The 23,599-nt window shown below is 51.3% G+C and carries 23 protein-coding genes; 10 read left to right on the forward strand and 13 right to left on the reverse strand.

All coding sequences use genetic code 11. From position 1 onward, the window contains the following. Window positions 1-48: 48 nt before the first annotated feature. Both J6J34_RS08590 and J6J34_RS08595 read left to right on the forward strand, forming a co-directional pair. Complete coding sequence (locus J6J34_RS08590; RefSeq protein ID WP_301721125.1) at window positions 49-2,190, forward strand: TonB-dependent receptor domain-containing protein; 2,142 nt, start codon at window positions 49-51, stop codon at window positions 2,188-2,190. A gap of 109 nt (window positions 2,191-2,299) precedes the next feature. Beyond that, window positions 2,300-2,665, forward strand: a complete 366-nt coding sequence (locus J6J34_RS08595; RefSeq protein WP_301721124.1) for a MaoP family protein — start codon at window positions 2,300-2,302, stop codon at window positions 2,663-2,665. Window positions 2,666-2,718: 53 nt separating this feature from the next. Here J6J34_RS08595 and purD read toward each other — a convergent pair whose 3' ends face one another. The 11 genes from purD to cutA form a co-directional block, all read right to left on the reverse strand. Then, complete coding sequence (gene purD / locus J6J34_RS08600) at window positions 2,719-4,005, reverse strand: phosphoribosylamine--glycine ligase (RefSeq protein WP_301898878.1); 1,287 nt, start codon at window positions 4,003-4,005, stop codon at window positions 2,719-2,721. A gap of 28 nt (window positions 4,006-4,033) precedes the next feature. Then, entirely contained in the window at window positions 4,034-4,885 is an 852-nt protein-coding gene (locus J6J34_RS08605) for a class I SAM-dependent methyltransferase (RefSeq protein ID WP_301836835.1), read from the reverse strand. Window positions 4,886-4,952: 67 nt separating this feature from the next. After that, window positions 4,953-6,524, reverse strand: a complete 1,572-nt coding sequence (gene purH / locus J6J34_RS08610) for a bifunctional phosphoribosylaminoimidazolecarboxamide formyltransferase/IMP cyclohydrolase (protein ID WP_301721361.1) — start codon at window positions 6,522-6,524, stop codon at window positions 4,953-4,955. Between the two features lie 91 nt (window positions 6,525-6,615). Further along, on the reverse strand, window positions 6,616-6,909 hold the full coding sequence (gene fis / locus J6J34_RS08615; RefSeq protein WP_301721120.1) for a DNA-binding transcriptional regulator Fis: 294 nt from the start codon (window positions 6,907-6,909) through the stop codon (window positions 6,616-6,618). 19 nt (window positions 6,910-6,928) lie between these two features. Further along, window positions 6,929-7,894, reverse strand: coding sequence for a tRNA dihydrouridine synthase DusB (dusB, locus tag J6J34_RS08620; RefSeq protein WP_301721119.1), 966 nt, complete (start codon window positions 7,892-7,894; stop codon window positions 6,929-6,931). A 124-nt stretch (window positions 7,895-8,018) separates the two neighbouring features. Further along, window positions 8,019-8,900, reverse strand: coding sequence for a 50S ribosomal protein L11 methyltransferase (prmA, locus tag J6J34_RS08625; RefSeq protein ID WP_301721117.1), 882 nt, complete (start codon window positions 8,898-8,900; stop codon window positions 8,019-8,021). Between the two features lie 5 nt (window positions 8,901-8,905). Continuing rightward, window positions 8,906-10,255: an acetyl-CoA carboxylase biotin carboxylase subunit gene (accC, locus tag J6J34_RS08630; protein ID WP_301721115.1), complete on the reverse strand. Its 1,350-nt coding sequence runs from the start codon at window positions 10,253-10,255 to the stop codon at window positions 8,906-8,908. A 23-nt stretch (window positions 10,256-10,278) separates the two neighbouring features. Further along, on the reverse strand, window positions 10,279-10,740 hold the full coding sequence (gene accB, locus J6J34_RS08635) for an acetyl-CoA carboxylase biotin carboxyl carrier protein (protein WP_301721114.1): 462 nt from the start codon (window positions 10,738-10,740) through the stop codon (window positions 10,279-10,281). A gap of 29 nt (window positions 10,741-10,769) precedes the next feature. Continuing rightward, window positions 10,770-11,243 carry a type II 3-dehydroquinate dehydratase gene (gene aroQ / locus J6J34_RS08640; RefSeq protein WP_301721113.1) on the reverse strand — a complete coding sequence of 158 codons (474 nt, stop codon included), beginning with the start codon at window positions 11,241-11,243 and terminating at the stop codon, window positions 10,770-10,772. 145 nt (window positions 11,244-11,388) lie between these two features. Continuing rightward, window positions 11,389-13,218, reverse strand: a complete 1,830-nt coding sequence (locus tag J6J34_RS08645) for a protein-disulfide reductase DsbD (RefSeq protein ID WP_301834390.1) — start codon at window positions 13,216-13,218, stop codon at window positions 11,389-11,391. Next, on the reverse strand, window positions 13,218-13,538 hold the full coding sequence (cutA, locus tag J6J34_RS08650; RefSeq protein ID WP_301721111.1) for a divalent-cation tolerance protein CutA: 321 nt from the start codon (window positions 13,536-13,538) through the stop codon (window positions 13,218-13,220). The genes J6J34_RS08645 and cutA overlap by 1 nt, the downstream gene beginning before the upstream one ends. A gap of 170 nt (window positions 13,539-13,708) precedes the next feature. On the opposite strand from cutA, the gene J6J34_RS08655 reads away from it, so the two are divergent. From J6J34_RS08655 to J6J34_RS08670, 4 genes are all read left to right on the forward strand, one after another. Continuing rightward, entirely contained in the window at window positions 13,709-14,002 is a 294-nt protein-coding gene (locus J6J34_RS08655; RefSeq protein WP_301721110.1) for a co-chaperone GroES, read from the forward strand. A 38-nt stretch (window positions 14,003-14,040) separates the two neighbouring features. Then, complete coding sequence (gene groL / locus J6J34_RS08660) at window positions 14,041-15,675, forward strand: chaperonin GroEL (RefSeq protein ID WP_301721109.1); 1,635 nt, start codon at window positions 14,041-14,043, stop codon at window positions 15,673-15,675. Window positions 15,676-15,952: 277 nt separating this feature from the next. Beyond that, window positions 15,953-16,750 carry a DUF2884 family protein gene (locus J6J34_RS08665; protein ID WP_301775139.1) on the forward strand — a complete coding sequence of 266 codons (798 nt, stop codon included), beginning with the start codon at window positions 15,953-15,955 and terminating at the stop codon, window positions 16,748-16,750. 86 nt (window positions 16,751-16,836) lie between these two features. Continuing rightward, entirely contained in the window at window positions 16,837-17,352 is a 516-nt protein-coding gene (locus J6J34_RS08670) for a DUF3016 domain-containing protein (RefSeq protein ID WP_301721107.1), read from the forward strand. Here J6J34_RS08670 and epmB read toward each other — a convergent pair whose 3' ends face one another. Continuing rightward, entirely contained in the window at window positions 17,353-18,366 is a 1,014-nt protein-coding gene (gene epmB, locus J6J34_RS08675; RefSeq protein WP_301721105.1) for an EF-P beta-lysylation protein EpmB, read from the reverse strand. A gap of 111 nt (window positions 18,367-18,477) precedes the next feature. On the opposite strand from epmB, the gene efp reads away from it, so the two are divergent. From efp to J6J34_RS08690, 3 genes are all read left to right on the forward strand, one after another. Further along, entirely contained in the window at window positions 18,478-19,047 is a 570-nt protein-coding gene (efp, locus tag J6J34_RS08680) for an elongation factor P (RefSeq protein ID WP_301721104.1), read from the forward strand. A 17-nt stretch (window positions 19,048-19,064) separates the two neighbouring features. Beyond that, window positions 19,065-20,036, forward strand: a complete 972-nt coding sequence (epmA, locus tag J6J34_RS08685) for an elongation factor P--(R)-beta-lysine ligase (RefSeq protein ID WP_301721102.1) — start codon at window positions 19,065-19,067, stop codon at window positions 20,034-20,036. Between the two features lie 115 nt (window positions 20,037-20,151). Beyond that, window positions 20,152-20,508 carry a MerC domain-containing protein gene (locus J6J34_RS08690; RefSeq protein ID WP_301898879.1) on the forward strand — a complete coding sequence of 119 codons (357 nt, stop codon included), beginning with the start codon at window positions 20,152-20,154 and terminating at the stop codon, window positions 20,506-20,508. On the opposite strand, the gene trmA is transcribed toward J6J34_RS08690, so the two are convergent. Beyond that, on the reverse strand, window positions 20,492-21,589 hold the full coding sequence (trmA, locus tag J6J34_RS08695; protein WP_301721099.1) for a tRNA (uridine(54)-C5)-methyltransferase TrmA: 1,098 nt from the start codon (window positions 21,587-21,589) through the stop codon (window positions 20,492-20,494). The two genes, J6J34_RS08690 and trmA, sit on opposite strands and share 17 nt — an antisense overlap. Before the next feature lie 221 nt (window positions 21,590-21,810). Here trmA and J6J34_RS08700 point away from each other — a divergent pair, with 221 nt between their 5' ends. Continuing rightward, window positions 21,811-23,409 (forward strand): S8 family serine peptidase, encoded by a 1,599-nt coding sequence (locus J6J34_RS08700; protein WP_301721098.1) that lies wholly within the window; start codon window positions 21,811-21,813, stop codon window positions 23,407-23,409. The last annotated feature ends 190 nt before the right edge of the window (window positions 23,410-23,599 follow it).

A 23,599-nucleotide genomic window follows, 5' to 3' on the forward strand; every position in this document is an offset into this window, starting at 1 on the left:
CAATTCCACAGCAGGCTTGGGTGCGTCTGTAGCGTGGTGATTTGCGCGGTGGCTCTACCAGCCGCCGCGCAGCAAATCAGCAGCGAAGCTACTGAAGAAATTCGTCCAGATGAAATTATAACCGTCGTTGCTCATAGACAAGCTCGCGCTGTGAGCGAGGTTGCCGGTACTGTTTCTGTAATCAGTGACGCGGAGCTGGAACGTGATCTGGTCTTTAATGCGAGCGATTTAATTCGCTATGAAATGGGAGTGGAGTTAGATGACAGTTCTAATCGCTTTGGTTACAGCGGTTTCCGTATTCGTGGTGTTGGTGGCAACCGCACCGCCGTTGTCGTCGATCAAGTAGCTATTGCTGATCGTTTTGCCGTCGGTAGCTTTTCTGATACCGGCCGTGGCTTACTGGATTTGGGGCTGGCCAACCGCGTGGAGATCTTGCGTGGTCCGGCATCGACACTTTACGGCAGTGATGCTCTGGGCGGCGTTGTCGCTGTGCATACCTTGGTGGCGGAGGATGTCCTCACCACACCTCAACACGGGACCCGGGTGCGGCTTGGCTTTGGTTCCGATGCCGATCGTGCTTACGGACGGGTGGCAACGGCATTGAGCTCAGGTCAGCACAGCTTTTTGCTTGCGGGTGCTGCGAGTTCGCGCGCTGAAAGTGAAGCACAGGGCCTAACGGAGGCTGAACGTGATCCGCAGGATATCGAGCAAACAGGTGCCTTGCTGAAATGGCAGTACGCCAGCACCTACGGTGAACTGCAACTGAGCTTTGATGCGCTGCGCGAAGAGCGTGAAACTCAAGTGCGGCATAGCTTAGGTAGCGGACGACAAGCTTCAACCACCGCCCTTCGTGGTGACGACGAGCGCTATGAGTGGCGTTCGATTCTGAGTTTTAACAGTAGCGCGACGCAATTCTATGATCGTGGCGAATGGCGCGTTTTTTTTCAGCAATCGCAAACCCGGCAGGATTCCTACGAGGAGCGCGGGCGTCTGGCTCAACCCTTGTCGATTTATCGCGGTTTCCGTTACGATTACTCTAATTATGGCTTGGCAGCGGACTTAGAGTACGACACCGTTTTTGCCGGCTTGCAGCAGCGTATCGGGTATGGCTTTGAGTGGTCTCAGGCGGAGGTATGGGACGAGCGTGACGCCTGGCAGTTCAACCAAAGTACGCAGGAGTCGACCAAGACTTTGCTGGGCGAGACCTTCCCGTTGCGTGACTTCCCACGCAGCGAAATTTCCGAACTGGGGCTATACCTGCACGACGAAATTCGCCTCTGGCAGGGCGGGCCGACGCTAAGTCCGGGGGTACGTTATGAGTATTATGATCTGGCCACTCAGCAAGACTCATTGTTCCAAAGCCGTTATCCGGATACCGAGGTGACGGACCTGACGCATACCGCGTGGTTGCCCAAACTCGGTTTGCTCTGGCCTGTCAGCACCAACGCAGAGTGGTTTGCTCAGTACGCCCGGGGCTACCGCGCACCGCCGTTTGCCGATGTAAATGTTGGTCTGTATTACCCACAATTTCGTGTTCTTGCCATAGCCAATCCAGATCTTAAGCCAGAACGTGGGTATACTTTTGAGACAGGCCTGCGCTGGCGCTCTATTGACACGCAGCTAAGCGCTACCCTGTATCATAATCGTTTCAGTGACTTCATTGATAGCCGAGCTGCACAAGGCTTCGACCCGCAGCGACAGCTATTAATTTTTCAGTCGGTGAACCGCGATCAGGTCATTATTGAGGGCGTTGAGTTGAGATGGCAGCAACAGTGGCACCCCAACTGGGCTTCCGAGTTCTGGCTCGATTACAGTGACGGCGAAGATCGCGCGACCGGACAGAGCCTGCCGAGCCTGAGCCCTCCCTCATTGCTCGCCGACGTGACCTATCAGGCGTCATCAGGAGACTGGGAAACACGGCTTATTCTGCGAGCGCAAAAAGGGCAAAAGCAACTCTATGATGCAGATAATGCCCCTCTCTTTGCCGCACCGGGCTACGCCACCATGGATTGGTTAGTGCAATGGTTTCCCAGCCACCAACTGCAGCTGGGCGCCGGTGTCTTTAACCTGACGGATCGTCGCTACTGGAGTACTGCGCAGGTCGGTAATTACCCCCAAGATGACCCGATTTTACCGCTTATGGCGGCGCCGGGTCGGCATGTTCGCGCGACATTGAACTATCGCTTCTAGTAAATAATTAAAAAATTTATTGACAACCGTGCCGTTCGCCTCTATATCGTCAGTGTCGCAAAGAGGCGAACGAATTTCCCTGTAGTTGTTGGTCTGGAGGAAGGCACAAATGGCAACGATCAACCGTGATCAAATCACTAAGAAGGCGTTTAACGACTTCAAAAACTATCCGTACGGATTTGCCCGTTCTGGTGACTTTTCAATTCGTGAAAGTGACGTGCTGAGCAAGCATGGTAGCTTAATTGCTGCACTGATCAATGGCGAAGTTGAGCCTATGTCAGCAGAAGAGCAATCGCTACTGGCAGTCGCGCGTGGCGAAAAAGCAGCCGAATCAGACATCGAAAAAGCCTGGTCGAAATATCAGGCACGCATCAATCGACCCAAGGTCGGCAGTATGTATGGGCGCAGCCGTTACGCCGACGAATCCTTTGAAGTGTCGAGCAGCGACGATGAAGACTTGGTCGTCGAGGATTAATAAAAAAGCCGCGGGCGAGGCATCTCGCGCGCGGCTGTTTGCAGTGCAAATGTTTACTGTTCGCGAGCGATCGCCCGGTGAGCAATATCAGTGCGGTAATACACATCTTCCCAGTTGATTTTACTGACTCCGGCATAAGCCTTTTGTTGCGCCAGTTGCACGCTATCGGCAATTGCCGTGACGCATAATACACGGCCACCAGAGGTCACAATTGAGCCGTCGTCCAGCGCTTTAGTGCCGGCATGAAAGACTTTTGTGTCGTTGGTGTCAGCATCATCTAAGCCTTCAATCGTCTTACCTTTTGCATAGCTGTCTGGATAACCGCCGGCGGCCATGACCACACCAACAGTGGCGCGTGGATCAAAATCAATGACCTCCTGATCCAGCTGTTGTTTGCAGGCGGCCAGGCAGAGTTCGACCAGGTCGGATTGCAGGCGCATCATGATCGGCTGTGTCTCAGGATCACCGAAACGGCAGTTGTATTCGAGAACTTTTGCTGTGCCATCGGGTGCAATCATCAAGCCAGCGTAAAGAAAGCCGCTGTAGGGATGCCCCTCTGCAGCCATGCCCTCAACCGTCGGCGCGATAACATGGTCCATCACCCAGTTGTGAACATCAGGCGTGACCACAGGTGCTGGCGAATAGGCGCCCATGCCACCGGTGTTTGGTCCTTTATCACCATTGTCGCGGGCTTTATGGTCCTGGCTGCTGGCAAATGCCAGTGCGGTTTTGCCATCGACCATGACGATAAAGCTGGCCTCTTCACCCACCAGAAACTCTTCGATAACGACCCGGCTCCCGGCCTCACCAAAGCGATTGCCTGCCAGCATGTCGTCAATAGCGGCAAAGGCTTGCGCTTCGGTCTCGGCGATAATGACACCTTTACCGGCGGCCAAGCCATCAGCCTTAATTACGATGGGCGTGCCTTGCTGTTCTACGTAAGCTTTGGCCTCGTCGATAGCGGTAAAAGTTCCATAAGCTGCTGTTGGAATAGAGTGGCGCGCAAGAAAGTCTTTGCTAAATGCTTTTGAGCCTTCCAGGCGCGCTGCGCCCTGTGTCGGGCCAAAGATTTTCAAGCCGGCTTCAGTGAAGCGGTCAACAACCCCGGCAACCAAAGGTGCTTCGGGACCGACGATGGTCAGGCCGACGTTCTTATCTTGAGCGAACGTCAGTAGTCCATCGATGTCATCTGCAGCCAGATCGATATTCTCCAGCTTTAATTCAGTGGCGGTGCCGGCGTTACCGGGTGCCACAAACACAGTCTCTACTAACGGCGACTGCGCCGCTTTCCATGCCAAAGCATGTTCACGGCCACCGCCGCCTATCACAAGTACATTCATGTCGTTTAGGACTCTCTTGTTTTGCTTATCAAGATGATTCAGGTTTCTTAAATTTAAGGGTAAAGCGGTCGCTCTCACCGATGTCTATGTAACGTTGCAGGTCTTCCTCGCCCAATCCTAAAGTGGGTGGCAAGGTCCAGACACCGCGTGGATAATCAGCTGTATCCAACGGATTGGCATTGACGTCACTGGAATCGACAAATACAAATCCAGCTGCTTTTGCTGCTTCAATCGCGACACTTTCTTTCATATAACCCGAGCTTTCCATGTGCGCATCAGGCCGATCTGCCGGTAACCGGTGGTCGACAACACCAAGGATGCCGCCTGGCTTCAGGGCTGTATAAAAGCTCTCAAAAGCGCTTTGCACGGCTTCTATGCCACCGTTCATGTACCAGTTATGCAGGTTGCGGAAAGTTAGTACGCGGTCCGCGCTCCCTGGTGGAGCAATTTCACTGTCGCCGCTTGGCGCAAACTCTGTCATGACCACTGCGCTGAAGGCGGGATCATTGGCAACACGCTCCGCAAACTGTTCGCGTGAGTTGACGTAATAGTCGCGGGTTTCTGATTGTGCGAAATGGGCGGCGTAGAGCTTACCGTTTTCCTTCAGGTAAGGTGCCAGTATTTCCGTGTACCAGCCGCCGCCGGGCCAGATCTCAACCACGGTCATGTCAGGTTGTACATTGAAAAAGCGTAGGGTTTCGATTGGGTTGCGGTAAACATCACGTTCAAGGTTACTGGTGTCACGGGCAGGATTCTCGTTCACCGCCTGCTCGAGTGTCATGCCATCTGAAGCGGCCTCAGAAGAGGGCCCGCTATCAGAACAGGCTGCCAGCATAAACAGGCTGGCAGTCATGGTTACTAATGCAAAGAAGTTCTTCATATCGTTATCCTTTCTATGTCATAAGGTCTTTATAATCCTAGACGTAGGATAGCTTCTCGGCAATCTATTAATGACGAAAGTGGCGCATACCAGTAAACACCATGGCAATTCCGTGCTCATCGGCGGCTTTAATGATCTCTTCATCACGAATAGAGCCACCTGGCTGAATGATAGCCTTAATGCCTGCAGCAGCGGCTGCATCGATACCGTCCCGGAATGGAAAGAAGGCGTCGGACGCCATGACACTGCCAGCGACCTCAAGATTTTCATCGGCGGCTTTGATACCAGCGATTTTGGCACTGTAGACGCGGCTCATCTGCCCAGCTCCGACACCTATGGTCATGCCGTCTTTGGCGTAGACGATGGCATTTGATTTCACGAATTTGGCGACCTTCCAACAAAACAACAGATCTTTGAGCTGATCCGCGGTCGGTTGTGCCTTACTGACCACTTTCAGGTCGGCTTCGCTCACTGCGCCCAAGTCATTGTCCTGCACCAGTAACCCGCCATTTACGCGTTTAAAATCCAGCGCCGGACTGCGTTCAGCAGGCCACTGTCCGGACGACAGCAGGCGCACGTTTGCTTTACTGGCAACGATTTGCTGCGCGTCTTCGCTAACACTTGGCGCGATAATCACTTCGACAAACTGGCGCTCGATAATGGCCTGTGCTGTGGCCTTATCCAGCTCACGGTTAAACGCGATAATGCCACCAAAGGCTGAGGTTGGGTCAGTTTTAAAAGCTCGATCATAAGCGTCTGTACAGGTTTCGCCAATGGCAACACCGCACGGGTTAGCATGCTTTACGATGACACAAGCTGGGTCCTGAAACGACTTCACACATTCCAGCGCAGCGTCGGTGTCGGCAATATTATTGAAAGACAGCTCTTTACCCTGCAGTTGCACTGCGGTGGCCACAGAAGCTTCGTGAGGCTGCGCTTCAGCATAAAAGGCGGCCTGTTGATGGCTGTTCTCGCCGTAACGCAAATCTTGCTTCTTTTCGTACTGGGCGTTGAAGGTGCGGGGAAACTTACTGTCCTGCTTGGGCAAGCGTGCACCAAAATGATTCGCAATCATGCCATCGTACTGAGCGGTATGTTCAAAGGCACGGATAGCCAGATCAAAACGGGTGTCGAAGGTCAGACTATTATCATGGGCATCCATCTCGAGAATGACCCGTTCGTAATCTCTGGCGTTCACGACAATAGTCACGTCCTGATGGTTTTTCGCTGCAGCGCGAACCATCGTTGGCCCACCAATATCGATGTTCTCGACGGCGTCCTGATGCGAGCAGTTTGGCTTAGCAACCGTCTGGGCAAACGGGTAGAGGTTAACCACGACCATGTCGATAGCAGCGATATCCTGCTCTTTCATGACCTCATCGTCTTTACCGCGACGGCCGAGAATACCACCATGAATTTTTGGATGAAGGGTTTTCACCCGGCCGTCCATGATTTCCGGCTGGCCAGTGTGCTCAGAAACATCGGTGACGTCGATATTATGTTGACGCAATAATTTGGCGGTGCCGCCGGTAGATAAAATTTGCACGCCGCGTTTGCGTAAGGCTTCGGCAAATTCGACAATACCTGTTTTATCAGAAACACTGAGAAGAGCGCGTTGAATTGGTCGGAATTCCATCATGGTCACCATTAAGAGTCACTAACTGTTTAGTCGGAAAGTTTCTATTCTGCAAATAAAAAAGAGCACACAAGGCGCTCTTTTTCAGGGGCACTTAGTTCATGCCGTATTTTTTCAGTTTCTTACGCAGCGTACCACGGTTGATACCTAACATGGTTGCGGCGCGAGTTTGATTACCGCGAGTGTACGTCATGACCTCTTCCAATAGCGGCGCTTCCAGCTCAGCGAGCACCAACTCGTACAATTCCTCAGGGTCGTGTCCGTCAAGTTGCTTAAGGAACGAGTTCATTGCTTGTTTTACTGAGTCACGCAGCGGTTTTGGCTGGGCGTTGTTACCAATCGTCGTGAAAGGTGAAACTCGGTCACGATTTCCATTTTGATCAAACATAGGTGCGCTCTATCTCTTCTTAGTTTACTGAGTTAAAAAACGTCGCCAAAGCGTCGAGTTGCTCGTTCGCTGACTCGATCGCCACAAACTGGCGGCGAAATACTGCTGCTGGTTGTTGCTGCTGTAAGTACCAACCAACGTGTTTACGGGCGATGCGAACACCGCTAAATTCGCCGTAGTGTTCATGTAGTCGTTGTACATGACGAATGACCACTTCGGTGATTTCAGCATTGTCCGGTTTCGCCAATTCCTGCCCGGTCTCCAGAAAATGGGCAATCTCTCTGAACAACCACGGATTACCCTGTGCGCCACGGCCTATCATCACCGCATCGGCGCCCGTGTAGTCCAGAACCTGCCGGGCTTTGGCAGGTGAAACAATGTCGCCATTAGCGACCACCGGTAGCGACACCGCCTGCTTCACGGCGCGGATAGTGTCGTACTCTGCTTCACCTTTATACATACAAGCGCGGGTGCGACCGTGAACAGCTAACGATTGAATGCCGGCTTGCTCAGCAAGCTGTGCGATTTCAATCGCGTTACGGTGGTCTGGATCCCAGCCTGTACGGATTTTCAATGTGACGGGAATCTCCACCGCAGCCACAACTGCGTGCAAAATTTCTTGCACCAGCTCTGGATACTGCATCAGTGCCGACCCTGCCATTTTCTTATTTACCTTTTTCGCCGGGCAACCCATATTGATGTCGATGATTTGTGCGCCGTTTGCAACATTGTGTTGCGCGGCTGCCGCCATCAACTCAGGTTCACACCCAGCGATTTGAACAGCAATAATACCCGGCTCGTTCGCATGCCCCATGCGCTTCTGCGATTTCTCGGTCTGCCAGACACGCGGATTACTCGAGAGCATTTCGGATACAGTCAGGCCCGCCCCCAACTCCTTACATAGTTGTCGGAAGGGTAGGTCTGTAACGCCTGCCATAGGCGCCAAGATAACTGGATTATCTAACTGATATGGTCCGATCCGCATCGGTTAAAAACTGCTCAACTCAAGGGTCGGAAATTTTAGGGAATTTGGCGGCGAAAGAAAAGGCTGTAATTTGTACAAAAGCCGCCTTTTTTGCACTTTTTACTCTTGACAATTGTGTGACATTCTACTGTTTACGCAGGGCGTGGAGCATGACCCACTCATCTTGCAGGCGCGGCTCGCTAAAGCTGAAGGTCGGCTCATAGGCCGCTTGTACCTGTTCGATCTGACGTTCCAGTATGCCGGACATGATCAGTTCACCTTGCGGACCGACATAGGCCTGAATGACATCTGCCAGTTCCTGCAGTGGACCGGCAAGGACATTTGCCATCACCACGTCTGCCGGCAATTCAGGCTGCTGGCTAGGCAGGTAAACTTCAAGCTTATCAGCTACACCGTTGCGCTCGGCATTCTCGCGGCTGGCAATCAGTGCCTGTTGGTCAATATCGATACCAATGGCGCGTTTCGCACCAAGCAGAAGGGCAGCGATAGCCAAAATACCAGAGCCACAACCGAAGTCGACCACGGTTTTACCCGTTAAGTCCTGACCGTCAAGCCAGGTCAGACATAATGCGGTCGTCGGATGGGTACCGGTACCAAAGGCCATACCTGGGTCAAGCATGATGTTGACCGCGTCTGGTTCTGGAATTTCCCGCCAGCTGGGGCAGACCCACAACCGTTCGCCAAAGCGGATCGGATGAAAGTTGTCCATCCACTCACGCTCCCAGTCTTTGTCTTCGAGCTGATCGGTTTTGTAATTAAAGCTGTCGTTGAAATAGCGCGACTTCTGCAAATTAGCCAGTACGGGTTTGAGATCTGTGGCAGCTGGGAAAAGCCCGGTCACCAGCGTCTCCTGCCAGTACAGCACTTCGCCAAGGGGCGGTTCAAAAATGGGGTTGTCTTGCGCATCCCGATAGGTAACCGCCAGTGCGCCGTTGCCTTGCAGCATGTCCCCGACTAAGGGGGCATGCTGCTCAGGCGCAGAGACCGTGAGTTGAATCCAGGGCATGGGCGTTAGTGACCACCCATACCAAGTTTCTTCTCCAGATAGTGGATGTTCGTTCCACCATGCTGGAAGTTCTCATCCGCCATAATGTCTTTCTGCAGCGGCACGTTGGTTTTGATACCTTCAATGATAAGTTCGCTCAACGCATTACGCATGCGCGCAATGGCAACGTCCCGATTCTCACCATAAGTGATGAGTTTGCCGATCATCGAATCATAATTTGGCGGCACCCGGTAGTCAGCATAGACATGTGAGTCCCAGCGCACCCCTAAACCGCCCGGAGGATGGAAACGGTTGATCAAGCCAGGTGAGGGTACAAAAGTGTCGGGGTCTTCAGCATTGATACGGCATTCTACCGCATGACCACGAATGACCACGTCTTCTTGTGAGAATGACATCGGGCGACCCGCTGCGATCCGCAATTGTTCTTTGATCAAGTCAATACCGGTGACCATTTCGGTGACCGGATGTTCGACCTGAATCCGGGTATTCATTTCGATGAAATAGAACTCACCGTTTTCATACAGGAACTCAAAGGTACCGGCACCGCGGTAACCGATTTCGATACAGGCTCTGGCACAGCGTTCGCCGATAAACTTGCGCATCTCCGGGGTGATGCCCGGCGCTGGTGCTTCCTCAACAACTTTCTGGTGACGACGCTGCATGGAGCAGTCGCGTTCCCCGAGGTAAACGGCATTGCCCTGACCGTCAGCCAATACCTGAATTTCGATATGGCGAGGGTTTTCCAGGAACTTCTCCATGTACACCATGGAATTGCCGAATGCGGCACCGGCTTCAGCTTTGGTGGTGCTGATAGCGCGCACCAGTTCGTCTTCTTTACGAACGACGCGCATACCACGCCCACCACCACCGCCGGCGGCTTTCACGATCACCGGATAACCAATGCGCTTAGCGACTTTCATGTTGGTCGCTTCATCGTCACCTAAGGGACCGCCTGAGCCAGGTACACAAGGTACACCGGCTTTTTTCATCGCTTCAATGGCGGAAACTTTGTCGCCCATCAAGCGAATGACATCCGCCGTTGGACCGACAAAAATAAAGCCTGAATTCTCGACCTGCTCTGCAAAATCAGCGTTCTCGGCTAAAAAGCCATAACCGGGGTGGATAGCCGCGGCATCGGTGATCTCAGCAGCGCTGATGATACGAGGAATGTTTAAATAACTTTCGTTGGCAGGGGCATTCCCGATACAAATCGATTCGTCAGCCAGCAATACATGCTTGAGGTTACGATCAATAGTGGAGTGCACCGCCACGGTTTTAATACCGAGCTCTTTACACGCACGCAATATGCGCAATGCAATTTCGCCACGGTTTGCAATGACAACCTTATCTAACATGATGATATCCCGAATTGATGCATTTACTCGATCACGAATAATGGCTGATCGAATTCTACTGGTTCGCCGTTTTCAACCAGGATCTGCTTGACCACGCCGCCTTTATCAGCTTCGATTTGGTTCATCATCTTCATTGCTTCAACGATGCAAAGGGTTTCACCCGCTTTCACCTGCTGGCCAACGGAGACGAAGTCGCTGGCGCCAGGCGCCGGTGCTGCGTAAAACGTACCTACCATTGGAGAGCGCACGATGTGGCCGGTAATTTCAGGCTCAGCAGCTTCGGCAGCAGGCGCTGCTGGAGCTGGTGCGGCAGGCGCCGGTGCAGCATGCTGTGGCATTGGTGCAGCATAGTGCATCGGTGCCGCCATTTGTTGGCTGCCGCCACGATGAATTCGTACTGATTCCTCGCCTTCTGTAATTTCTAATTCGGCGATGCCTGATTCTTCGACCAGTTCGATCAGCTTTTTAATTTTACGAATATCCATGATCTGTTATGACCCCATACTAAATTAAGTTAGTTAGATTGACGCTGTTGTAAGTTTGAGACTGCGGCTTGTAAGGCAAGTTCATAACCTTGCGCACCAAAACCACAGATAACGCCAACAGCTAATTCGGCAAGATAAGAGTGACGGCGGAACGCCTCGCGTGCATGAATATTAGACAGATGCACTTCAATAAACGGGAGGTTCACGCCAGCTAATGCATCGCGCAGCGCAATACTGGTATGGGTAAAAGCTGCGGGATTAATAATAATAAAATCAACTTTGCTGCCTGCAGCTTCGTGGATCCATTCCAGCAATTCATGCTCGGCGTTGGACTGTCTGCAATCAAGCGTAACACCCACCGCTTCTGCGTGGTGGCGCAGTCGGCCTTCAATGTGTGAAAGGGTCTCTGAACCATAAAGCTCTGGTTCACGCTGACCAAGCAGGTTCAGGTTAGGCCCGTTTAACAGCAATATTCTGTAGGTATCTTTTGTATTTTCTGCCATTTTTGCTGCGATCTGTTGCGAAGTTGTCTGGTTGTTGAAAAAGTAGGAGATCTTCTGCGGATCAGCAACTTTTTTCTACTGGTAACTTGGCATTATAGTGAATCTAAGTGAAAACGCAGCAAAATACTGGTCTTATCACCGAAGATCACGGCAACTCTTGAGCTTTCTCAAGCTCTTGCAGATGGTTCAGGAAGTCTTGCGCATCTAAATAGCCGGCAATCCGTGCTCCTTGTAACAGTTCACCATTGCGAAAGAACAGTATTGTGGGCAGGCCAAGTACCCGGTAACGCTGCAAAATTGCGTTATTATCTGCTGAGTTCGCTGTCACATCGGCTTGCAGCAAGATGGCATCGGCGAGTGCGTTCTGCACCTGGGGATTACTAAAGGTATAGCGCTCGAATTCTTTACAGGCGACACACCAGTCGGCATAAAGGTCGAGCATCACCAGCTGGTCTTCGCTGGCGCTGCTCACCTGTTGCTCAATAGTTGCGGCTGAGTCGACGCTGATAAAGGGTAACCGCTGGTGCTCCCCTTGCGGCCACCAGAGCACCAGCAGCCAGGCGGCAAGCACCAGCCACAGTGAACTTAGGGTAATACCAGCCAAGCCGTCACTGTCGCGCACTGTGCTCACGATCAGAAAGAGCGCACTCAGAGAAATGAACACGACCCATAGCCAGTCAGCAAGGTGCAGTGGCAGAAGACGTTCAATGAAGAGTACCGCCACCGCAAGCAAAATGATGCCAAAGGCGCGTTTGATGATGGTCATCCAGGCCCCCGCTTTAGGCAAGAGTTTGCCACCTGTGGTGCCGAACAGAATCAAGGGGATCCCCATGCCTATACTTAGCGCATACAGGACACTGGCGCCGACGACATAATCACCCGTCTGGGCAATAAACAGCAGTGCTCCCGACAGCGGCGCTGTGGTACACGGTGACGCGATTAAGCCGGACAGCGCGCCCATCACGAAGACACTGCGATGCGCTCCACCGCGCTGACGTTGACTGATTTGGTTCAGATAGTTTTGCCAGCTGCCGGGCAGTTGCAGGGTGTACACACCGAGCATGCTAAGCGCCAAGGCGACAAAAAGCACCGCCAGTACAATGAGTACCAGTGGATGCTGCAGCATTGCCTGAAAGCGCAGGCCAGCGAAGGCAACCACCACCCCGAGCAAAGAATAGGTAACCGCCATACCCTGTACATAGGCGAAGGATAAAGTGAACGCCCGGCGAGTAGAAAGCCGCTTTTGTGGGCCCATAATGATGGTCGACAGAATCGGATACATGGGCAGGACACAGGGCGTGAACGCAAGTCCAAGTCCGGCAAGCAGGAACAGGCCCAGCAGCCAAAGCAGGGGTTGCTCATTTAACTCATTGAATAGTCCGGAGGTGCTAAATTCCTGGCTATTGGCAGCCACTTGTTCAACGTTAATCGCGACAGCATCAGCGGTTTGCGAGGTCGCATCAGGAATCGCGCGTTCAACCGAGTCGGTGACTGCTGACAAGGGCAAGGTTTTACTGGTCGGCGGATAGCACAGGCCAGCATCAGCGCAGCCCTGATAAGTAACAGTGAAGGACTCCGCAGAGGTATTGGCCAATACCAGTGGTAGTGTGAGTTGCTGTCGGTAAATGATCGACTCACCGAAAAATTCATCATAATGAGACTCGCCCGCTGGATAGTCGACCGGCTGTGCTAGGGGCACCTGCTGATCAAAGCTAAAGCGGTGTTGATACAGGTAGTAGCCGTCAGCAATAGTAAATTGCAGGATCAGGCGCTTACCATCCTGGCGAAAATCAAATTGAAAGGCCTCATCAACGGGCAAAAACTGGGATTGGGCAAAAGGGTCTGAGCTATCGTTGGCAAAGTCCTGTGCAGCGGCGCTCTTTGGCGCGGCCGTCAAACTCAAAGCAAGCAGCGTGAATAACGCGAAAGCAGAAAAACGAGCGGTAGAAATAAGCGCTATCCAGCTGTGCGACATCAGGTTATTACCTCTTTTAACCAACTTAAGTACGCTTCGCTACCTGCAGTGACAGGTAACGCAATAAGTTCTGCAACATCATAAGGATGTGCTGCTTCGACCATAGCAATGAGCGCCTCGAGGTGCTGCTGCGATGTTTTTATCGCTAACATCACTTCTTCATCACTGTGTAAATGATCGTCCCACCAGTAGATTGACGTAGAAGGAGCGCCAATATTAACACAGGCTGCCAGGCGTGCCCGCAAAACCTTTTCTGCAATAGCTTTCGCCGTGCCCTTATCGGGACAGCTGCATAAGACAACTTGAAAGGATGTAGTCATAACGATTCCTTTATTCTTTTTTGCTTGGAAATCGGAAAAAAATTTTGTCTCAAGCCTTGTGTTCCGACTTGTGCCCCCCCATAACTGTGGCACGAACTTTTTAACAGCCCTTGGGATGAATCACAAGGGTAAGTTATCCATCCACAACCTAGGTGTAGGAGTTATCACAGATGAAACTTCGTCCTTTACATGATCGTGTGATCATTAAACGTTCAGAAGCAGAAACCAAGTCAGCAGGCGGTATCGTACTGACCGGCTCAGCTGCGGAAAAATCAACCCGTGGTGAAGTCGTTGCAGTAGGTAACGGTCGTATTCTGGACAACGGTGACGTGAAAGCGCTTGACGTAAAAGTCGGCGACAGCGTGTTGTTCAATGAAGGCTATGGCGTCAAAACCCAGAAAATTGATGGCGAAGAGTACCTGATCATGAGCGAGGCAGATATTCTCGCGATCGTTGAAGGTTAAGCTTCCCCTGGAAACAATTTCGAAAGAGGATAACGAATATGTCAGCTAAAGAAGTCAAATTTGGTAATACTGCCCGCCAACGTATGCTGAAAGGCGTGAACGTACTCGCCGACGCGGTCAAAGTCACATTGGGTCCAAAAGGCCGTAACGTTGTTTTAGAAAAATCCTTTGGCGCCCCTGTCATCACCAAAGATGGTGTGTCAGTAGCGAAAGAAATCGAGCTGGAAGACAAGTTCGAGAATATGGGCGCGCAGATGGTCAAAGAAGTTGCGTCTAAAGCGAATGACGAAGCGGGCGATGGTACGACCACCGCGACTGTACTTGCGCAATCCATTGTCAACGAAGGCTTGAAAGCTGTCGCTGCGGGTATGAACCCGATGGATCTGAAACGTGGTATCGATAAAGCCGTTATCAGCGCTGTTGAAGAGCTGAAAAAGCTGTCTCAGCCTTGCGACAACAACAAAGCTATCGCTCAGGTCGGTACTATTTCTGCAAACGCAGATAGCACCATCGGCGAAATCATTGCTAACGCAATGGAAAAAGTGGGTAACGAAGGCGTTATCACTGTTGAAGAAGGCCAGGCTTTACACGACGAACTCGATGTCGTTGAAGGTATGCAGTTCGACCGTGGCTACCTGTCGCCATACTTCATCAACAACCAGGAAAACGGCACTGTCGAACTCGATAGCCCCTATATCCTGTTAGTTGATAAGAAAATTTCAAACATCCGTGAGCTGTTGCCTACCCTTGAAGGCGTGGCGAAATCTGGCAAGCCGTTGTTGATCATCGCTGAAGATGTTGAAGGTGAAGCCTTAGCAACATTGGTTGTGAACAACATGCGCGGCATCGTTAAAGTGTCAGCTGTTAAAGCTCCTGGTTTCGGTGATCGTCGCAAAGCTATGTTACAAGACATCGCTGTGTTGACCGGCGGTACTGTGATTTCAGAAGAAATCGGCATGGAACTGGAAAAAGCACAGTTAGAAGACCTAGGTACCGCGAAGCGTGTTGTTATCAACAAAGATAACACCACCATTGTTGACGGTAACGGCGACGAAGCTGCCATCGAAGGCCGCGTGACTCAGATCAAACAGCAAATCGAAGAAACATCTTCAGATTACGACAAAGAGAAACTGCAAGAACGTCTGGCTAAATTAGCTGGCGGTGTTGCCGTCATCAAAGTCGGTGCTGCCACTGAGATGGAAATGAAAGAGAAGAAAGCGCGCGTTGAAGATGCTCTGCATGCGACTCGTGCAGCCGTTGAAGAAGGCGTGGTTCCTGGCGGTGGTGTTGCCCTGGTACGTGCAGCGAGCATGCTGGCTGACTTACGCGGTGACAACGAAGATCAGAACGTCGGTATCAAGCTGGCATTGCGCGCAATGGAATCACCATTACGTCAAATCGCAATGAACGCTGGTGCTGAAGGTTCAGTGGTTGCCAACAACGTGAAAAACGGTGAAGGCAACTACGGTTACAATGCCGGTAACGACACCTACGGCGACATGCTGGAAATGGGGATTCTGGATCCAACCAAAGTCACCCGTTCAGCGCTGCAGTTCGCAGCATCTGTTGCAGCTCTGATGATCACCACCGAAGCGATGGTTGCAGAGTTACCAAAAGATGAAGCCCCAGCCCCTGACATGGGTGGCATGGGCGGAATGGGCGGCATGATGTAAGCCCCCGCTTGATCTAGCGTTAACACGAAAACCTCGGCAGTTTTAAATTGCCGAGGTTTTTTATTGTCTGAACTTTGGGTGCTAGTGCTGACTTGAAAGGGGGTGTTGAATCTCGCCAAAATAGTGTTAAAAGCACTAATGAGCATAGTTTTTGTCCCGACCCAAAGAGTAAGCCTGTCATTAAATTATTGATTTAACATGATTAAATATTGTTGGCACTAGAATTGCTTTAGTTTTTGCAACCACTATTCGTGTAACCAAGAACCAAGGATTAATCATGAAAACTCTTATCGCAGCTGCGTTACTTCTTTCAACCACCAGTGCTTATGCACATAACTCATGCAACGCTGAAGTTGAGGGCGGACTTAAAATACAACAAGATTCGATTCAGTTTTTTGACCAAAAAGAAGCCTTGTTATATGAAATAAAGAACGACAAAAGCCTCTGGATAGATGGTAGTGCGGTACAACTTAGCCCAGCTCAACAGGCAGTCGTTACCGAATATTCAGCGCGGATTCATAACGTTGTTCCAGAAGTGAAAATGGTCGTTATTGAAGGTTTAAATTTAGCATCTGATGGCTTCAATATGGCGTTTAATGAGTTGCTAGGGGAAGGGAATACGGCCGCGGACGATTTGAATGAAAAACTAGCGACGATTCGCGCCGAAGTTGATGCCAAGTTTGCTAGCGACCAAGTTATTTACGTAAACCATAACGGCATCGAAGGCGATAACTTTTTGGGTAAAGAATTTGAGCAAGAACTTCAAGCTGCAGTCGAAGACACGGTGCAAAAAGCAATCGGTAGTATCCTCGTTGCAGTGGGCAAAGAAATGATATTTTCCGGTGGTGATAGCCAGGCATTTGAGAAACGTATGGAATCTTTTGGTGCTAAAGTTGAACAGGAAATGGAGTCGCGCGCTGAGCTGATTGAGGCAAAAGCTGATCAATTGTGTCAGTCATTTGCTCAAATCGACAATCTTGAAGAAGCATTAAAAGAACAAGTACAAGATGTGAGTCGCTTTGACTTATTTTCAGTCACAGTCAAGCAAGATTCGCATCACGATGACCAAGCATAAGTCGCGACGGATAGCTTTCTTTATTCATATTGTCACAACTAAAGCGTTGCGTGCATCTTATAGTAGAAGCAGGAATTAGGAGGTGCATGATGAAAAACTTTAATCGAATCACAACTGCATTAGTTGCGACTCTGCTGACGACGTCAGCTTTTGCTGCCGAAGTGAAAGTGAAGTGGGAAGGCGTTGATGATTACCGTGATATTGAAGCGGTGAGTGACATTCAGGAACGCTTTGAGAAACGAGTGATGGAGCGCCTGACAGCGCACTGGCAGGACCTTGGTGAGAAGCTGCCAGAGGATCATAAGTTGGCGATTACCATGACCGACTTGGATCTTGCTGGTCGCATCGAACCGACTTATGGTGTCGGCGGTAGTGGGCATGTAAGGGTTCTTGACAGCTTGTCGTTCCCCACCATGAGTTTTTCGTATAGCTACACTGATGCCAATGGTGAGGTGATTTCCTCGAATGAGGATGTGCGCCTTAAGGACTTAGGTGATGGTTCATCGACCCTGCGTAGCATACACGGTACCAGTAACGATAACCTGTATCGCGAAAAACGCCTGATGACCGAGTGGGTGCAACGGCAGTTTGATGTTCGCTAATTAAACCAGGGTCAGTTCCAGTGGTGTTTTGCTTGGCTCGCCTGCGATTTCACGGACCAGCCGCGGCACCAGGAAACCTGGTAACAATGCACGCAGTTGCGCTGCAATTGCGCAGGCATGGGCGTCAGTCACGGCAAAGTGGCTGGCGCCTTTTACTTTGTCGAGTTGGTGCAGATAGTACGGCAGCACGCGCGCAGCAAATAAGCGTTCACTCAGTTCTGCCAGAGTTGCGGCATCATCATTGATGTCGCGCAACAACACACTCTGATTGAGCACGGTAATGCCAGCATTCACCCAGGCCTGTAAACGTTCCTGCAGCTGCGGGGCGATTTCCCTCGGGTGGTTGGCATGAATCACCAAAATCGCTTGCAGGCGACTAGCGGCCAGTCGTTGCGCCAACGCATCAGTTAAGCGTTCGGGCAGCACTACGGGTAAGCGTGAATGGATACGTATGCGTAGCAACTGCGGTAGCTGCTCCAGCTCGTCCAGCAATCGGGTGAACTGCTCATCCGTTGCCAGCAGTGGGTCACCGCCGCTGACGATGACTTCATTAATGGCAGCGTCCTGACGAATGTAGTTAATGAGTTCCGCCCGTTGCTGTGGACCGAAATGATGATCGGCATAGGGAAAATGACGGCGAAAGCAATAGCGACAATTAATTGCGCAGCCGCCACGCAAGATGACCAGAACACGCGAACGATACTTGTGCAGCAGACCTGGCTGTGAACTCTGCTGCTCAGCCAGAGGGTCGGTGGTAAAACCGGCAGCCTCTTTATATTCATCCTGGTGTGGCATGACCTGCCGCAGCAAAGGGTCATCGCAATCTCCCGGCGTCATTAAGCTCACGAAATGGCGGGTAACTTGCAACGGAAAGAGTTCCCGTGCCGGGCTATGTGCAGCCACCCAATCCGCAGGCAGGCTTAGTGTTTCCGCAAGTTGTCTGGGGTCGCGAATCGACTGGGCAAGCGCCTGTTGCCAGGCCGGGCGAACCGCAATGGAAGCTGTGTCAGTCACAAAGCACTCTTAAAATTCGTTAGTTAGACGTATTATTTTACCTGAAAATAAAGTTGTTATGGTTTATTATTGCGCGCGAAATCGCTAAACCTGTTGGATGAAGAGGAAACTATGGCGAACTACAGCACGAACGAATTCAAGGCTGGATTGAAGATTATGCAAGATGGCGAGCCTTGTGCCATCGTGGAAAACGAAATGGTTAAGCCCGGCAAAGGTCAGGCATTTAACCGAGTGAGAATCCGCAAGTTGATTAGCGGCAAAGTTGTCGAGAAGACGTTCAAATCTGGTGACAGCGTTGAAGGTGCCGATGTTATCGATGTCGATCTTGCCTACCTTTATAATGATGGTGAGTTCTGGCATTTCATGAACAATGAAACCTTCGAGCAAATCGCTGCAGACGAAAAAGCTGTCGGCGATGCAGTGAAATGGTTGGTGGAGCAGGACGTTTGTACGCTAACGTTATGGAACGGCAACCCGATTTCAGTCGCACCACCTAATTTTGTCGAGCTGGAAATCACAGAAACAGATCCCGGCTTAAAAGGTGACACTGCTGGTACTGGAGGTAAACCTGCGACTCTGACTACTGGCGCAGTTGTGCGCGTACCATTGTTTGTGCAGATCGGTGAAGTGATAAAAGTCGATACACGCAGCGGTGAGTACGTTTCGCGCGTACAGAAATAGTAGCGTTAAGCTAAGTGATGCAGCGCTCAAACGCCTGGCAGCCTTCGGCAACGTTGGCAGTGCTGCGTGAACGCGCTGCATTATTAGCACGAATTCGAACCTTTTTCGCGCACCGTGAGGTTCTTGAAGTCGATACTCCCGTATTGGCTCATTATGGTGTCACCGACGTGCATTTAACGAATCTGCGCACGCACATCAGCGGTGAGCCGACACCTTACTTTCTGCAAACCTCGCCTGAATACGCCATGAAGCGGCTGCTCGCCGCAGGTAGTGGTAGCATCTATCAGTTAGGAAAAGTTTTTCGCGACGACGAAACAAGTTCACGGCATAACCCTGAATTTACCTTACTCGAATGGTACCGGGTTGGTTTCACCGCTGCACAACTCATGGATGAAATTTCACAGTTGTTGCAGGAGACGGTCGCGGCACCGCCCGCGCAAAAGGTGGGCTATCAGGAACTTATGATACAGCAGCTGGGTGTGGACCCGCTCGCTGACGATGCGGTTCCGCGCCTGCAGCAGGCGCTATCGGAACGGCCCGAGTTAACTGATCTGGTGAGCAAAGAACAGGATCGCGACACCTTATTGGATATCGCGATGGCGATGGTGATTGAGCCGGCGCTGGACCCTGCAATGCCAACCTTTGTCACTGACTACCCTGCTTCACAAGCCGCGCTGGCGCAGTTGAATGCAGAAGATCCGCGTACCGCCCATCGTTTTGAACTGTTTTATGGTGGTCTTGAACTGGCGAATGGGTATCAGGAACTGACCGATGCTGCAGAACAACAACAACGCTTTCAGCAGGATCGGCTGCGACGTCAGCACTTGCAACGTGATGACGCAGTGGCAGACCCACGGCTGCTGGCTGCGTTAGAACAGGGGCTACCTGACTGCGCAGGTGTTGCGCTGGGATTCGACCGCCTGTTAATGATTCATCTCGGTAGCCCCAGGATCAGCACGGTACTGCCGTTCGCGATCGATCGCGCTTAAGAAGATTTTTCCCCGCCACTTGCTGAAACTAGCGTGATGTTATAATATAACATTAATCCGAAACAGCAGCTGAAGACACTTCGTTATGACACAGCGATCACTAGACAGAACAGGTATGTGGGTAACCGCCGTGTGCGCGTTGCATTGCTTGTTGCTGCCTGTGATTCTGCCAATGCTGTCGTTGATTGGTCTTTCATTCATTGGTGAAGAGCTGCTCGAACGTGTGATTCTGGGCACCAGCATCGTGTTAGGTCTGGTGGCTTTGCTGATGGGCATGCGGCAACATCTGCGGGTGTACCCACTGTTGCTGTTAGTGGCCGGTGGTTTTATCTATTGGCATAAAGACAGCCTTGGTGAAGTGGGTGAGCCTGCCATTATTCTGCTCGGCGCCTCCTTAATCGTGCTGGCACATTGGGTGAACTTAAAGCTCACCCGCCAGGCTTCAAGTCTTCGCGCTAACGCTTTTCAATAATAACGCCCGCTTCAACGTGATGGGTGTAGGGAAACTGGTCGAACAAAGCGCATTTCACGACCTTGTGCGTAGACGATAGGCTCTCCAGGTTTTCCACCAACGTCTCTGGGTTGCATGAGATGTAAATAATCCTCTCATAGTTTCGCACCAGCTCAACAGTATCGGCATCAAGTCCGGCGCGTGGTGGGTCAACCAGTACCGTACGGCAGTCAAAACTCTCCAGTTCTGCTTCTTTCGCGCGCCGCGAGTCTTTTTCACCTTTCATAACGGCACTAAAATCTTCTGCAGACATGCGCACTACGGTGACATTGTCGATCGCATTCAGTTCACAGTTGTAGCGCGCTGAGGCCACCGAAACTTTACTGATTTCGGTCGCCAGGACACGGTTAAAGTTGCGCGCCAGAGGTAAGCTGAAGTTACCGTTACCACAATACAGTTCCAGCAGGTCATGATCCGTTGCTTGGGTTGCTGCCAGCGCCCATTCCACCATTGCCACATTTACTGCGGCATTTGGCTGCGTAAAGCTATTCTCGATTTGTTGGAATTGATAGTCTCTGCCGGCGATGGTCAGCTCTTCCACCACCCAGTCCTGTTCGATACAGATCTTTTGCTTGCGCGCACGACCAATCAGATGCACTTGTGCAAGGCCTTGCAGAGTCCGCCGTAGCAGTTGTGCTGCTTGTTCCCACTCCTCGTCAAGCTGACGATGGTAAAGCAGAGAAATTAACGCCTGTCCGCTGGTGGTGGTAAGAAACTCAACCTGAAATAGCTTAGTGCGAAGCACAGGCTGGCCTTTGATTTGTGTTATCAGTTCGGCCATCAGCGCATTGATAAGCTTGCTGCCGGCGGGAAAACTGTCCATGCGGATTTTTTCGCGGGTTTCTGGATCGAACATGATGTAGTAAAGGTCATCGCCCTCATGCCAGACGCGAAACTCTGCACGCATCCGGTAATGCAAAGCCGGCGACGCAAACACATCCAGCTCAGCGTCAGTATAAGGAGCCAACATACCTTGCAAGCGTTCTTGCTTGTCAGCTAACTGCTGCTGATAGTCTTCTGGCTGTACGGCTAAATGTGTCATGAAGATTCCTTGCGATTACGATGGCTTTAAGTGAGGCCGAATTGTAAACACTGGCGTGTAAAAGTCTAGTTTGCTGCTCACATCCTGTCTTTACAAAAAGCTTGCATCTGAGCATTGCTTAACCAGCTCAATTGTTTCATATTGTTAAAGCGCGCACGATAAAAAGTAGTAAAAGCGCGCTGAACGACAAGATTTCTAACAAGAATAATAAGGTGAACAACATGTCTAAGCATTTTGTAAAGCGCGGTAGTTTTGCCGTAGCAGCTCTCGCCCTTGCGGTAAGTAGCGCTGTTGCCCATGCAGGTAACGACAAAGAGCGTGTCATTATCCAATTTAAACCTGGCAGTCAGGCTAATGTAGAGAAAGCTGTTACTCGCGCTGGCGGTAACAAGCACGTCGATCTTGCTAAGTTCGACGCAATGGCAGTGAGTGTTCCTGCCGCGGCATTGAATGGCCTGCGGAACAATCCGAATATCGTTCTGGTTGAAGAAGATAGCCCTCGCCAATTGTTAAGCTCGCAATACGAGCCAGGCACACCTTACGGTATTGCTCAGGTGCAAGCAGACTTAGTTTCTGATGCAGGTGCCGGGAGTCGAAAAGTTTGTATTATCGACTCAGGCTACGATCTAGGTCACCCGGATCTACAAACATCAGGTGTTACCGGCCGTTTCGATAGTGGCTCGGGTAACTGGTATACCGACGAGAATGGCCATGGTACTCACGTTGCCGGAACCATTGCCGCACTTGCCAATGGTGATGGTGTGATAGGTGTGCTGCCAAACGCTAACCTGAACTTACATATTGTTAAAGTTTTCAGTGCCAGTGGTTGGAGCTATTCATCCTCTCTTATTGCCGCAGCAGATCAATGTGCAACTGAAGGTGCCCAAGTGATCAATATGAGCCTGGGTGGTTCGCGGGCGAACCGCACGGAAGAACGTGCTTTCCGTCAATTAAACGATGCCGGTGTGCTGAGCATTGCTGCTGCTGGTAACGATGGCAATACGCGTCACTCCTATCCTGCGTCTTACGATGCCGTTGTTTCTGTTGCTGCAATTGACAGCACTGAAACCATTGCTGCGTTCTCACAACAAACCGACCAGGTCGAACTGGCGGGTCCAGGTGTTGCTGTACTTTCTTCTGTGCCTCGTGGTACCGGTGAAAAGGTAGCGGTAACTGTGGCGGGTGCTGGTTATGATGCAAATGGTATGGATGGTTCGGCGCGTACCGAAGCTACCGGCAACCTGACGGACTGTGGAATTGGCGATCAAGCCTGTGCAGGTGCATCAGGTGCGGTGTGCTTAATTGAACGTGGTGCGATTTCCTTCACTGAGAAAGTACAAGCCTGTGAAGCAGGCGGTGGTGTCGGTGCTATTGTGTATAACAATGAACCTGGTCCACTGTTAGGTACGCTTGGTGAGTACAGTGCCTCGATCCCGGCGGTCGGTATTTCAGATACAGACGGCGCGGCGCTACTTTCACAGTTGGGCGCGAGCACAACAGTAAGCGTGGTGGATAGTGATTGGGCATTCTTTGATGGCACTTCGATGGCGACACCGCACGTTGCAGGTGTTGCAGCATTAGTATGGTCGCATCACACCAGCTGCACCAACAATGATATTCGTGCGGCCTTGCAGGCATCAGCGAAAGACCTCGGTGCTGCTGGACGCGATAACGCCTACGGCTTCGGTTTAGTGCAAACCAAAGCTGCCGTCGATTACCTGACCGCTAACGGTTGTGGTGGAAGCGGTGGTGATACCGGTGGTGACACTGGCGGTGATAAACCGGGTAAAGGTGGTGGTAAAGGCGGTCCAAAGAAATAAGCCAACCTAAGAACTAACAACCGGTTAAAAAGCTCGCTTTGTGCGGGCTTTTTTTATGCGCATTGAACAACAAACCAGCAGTCAGCATAAAAACATGCAAAAACTTGATTTAGGCGCTTGACGTGGCGACTTAAATCTCTAAAATGCGCTCCACGCTTGAGGCAGGCAACGAAGCCGCCGAAAGTAGCAG

This window comes from Pseudidiomarina terrestris, assembly GCF_030466405.1.
Taxonomy (GTDB): Bacteria; Pseudomonadota; Gammaproteobacteria; order Enterobacterales; family Alteromonadaceae; genus Pseudidiomarina; species Pseudidiomarina terrestris.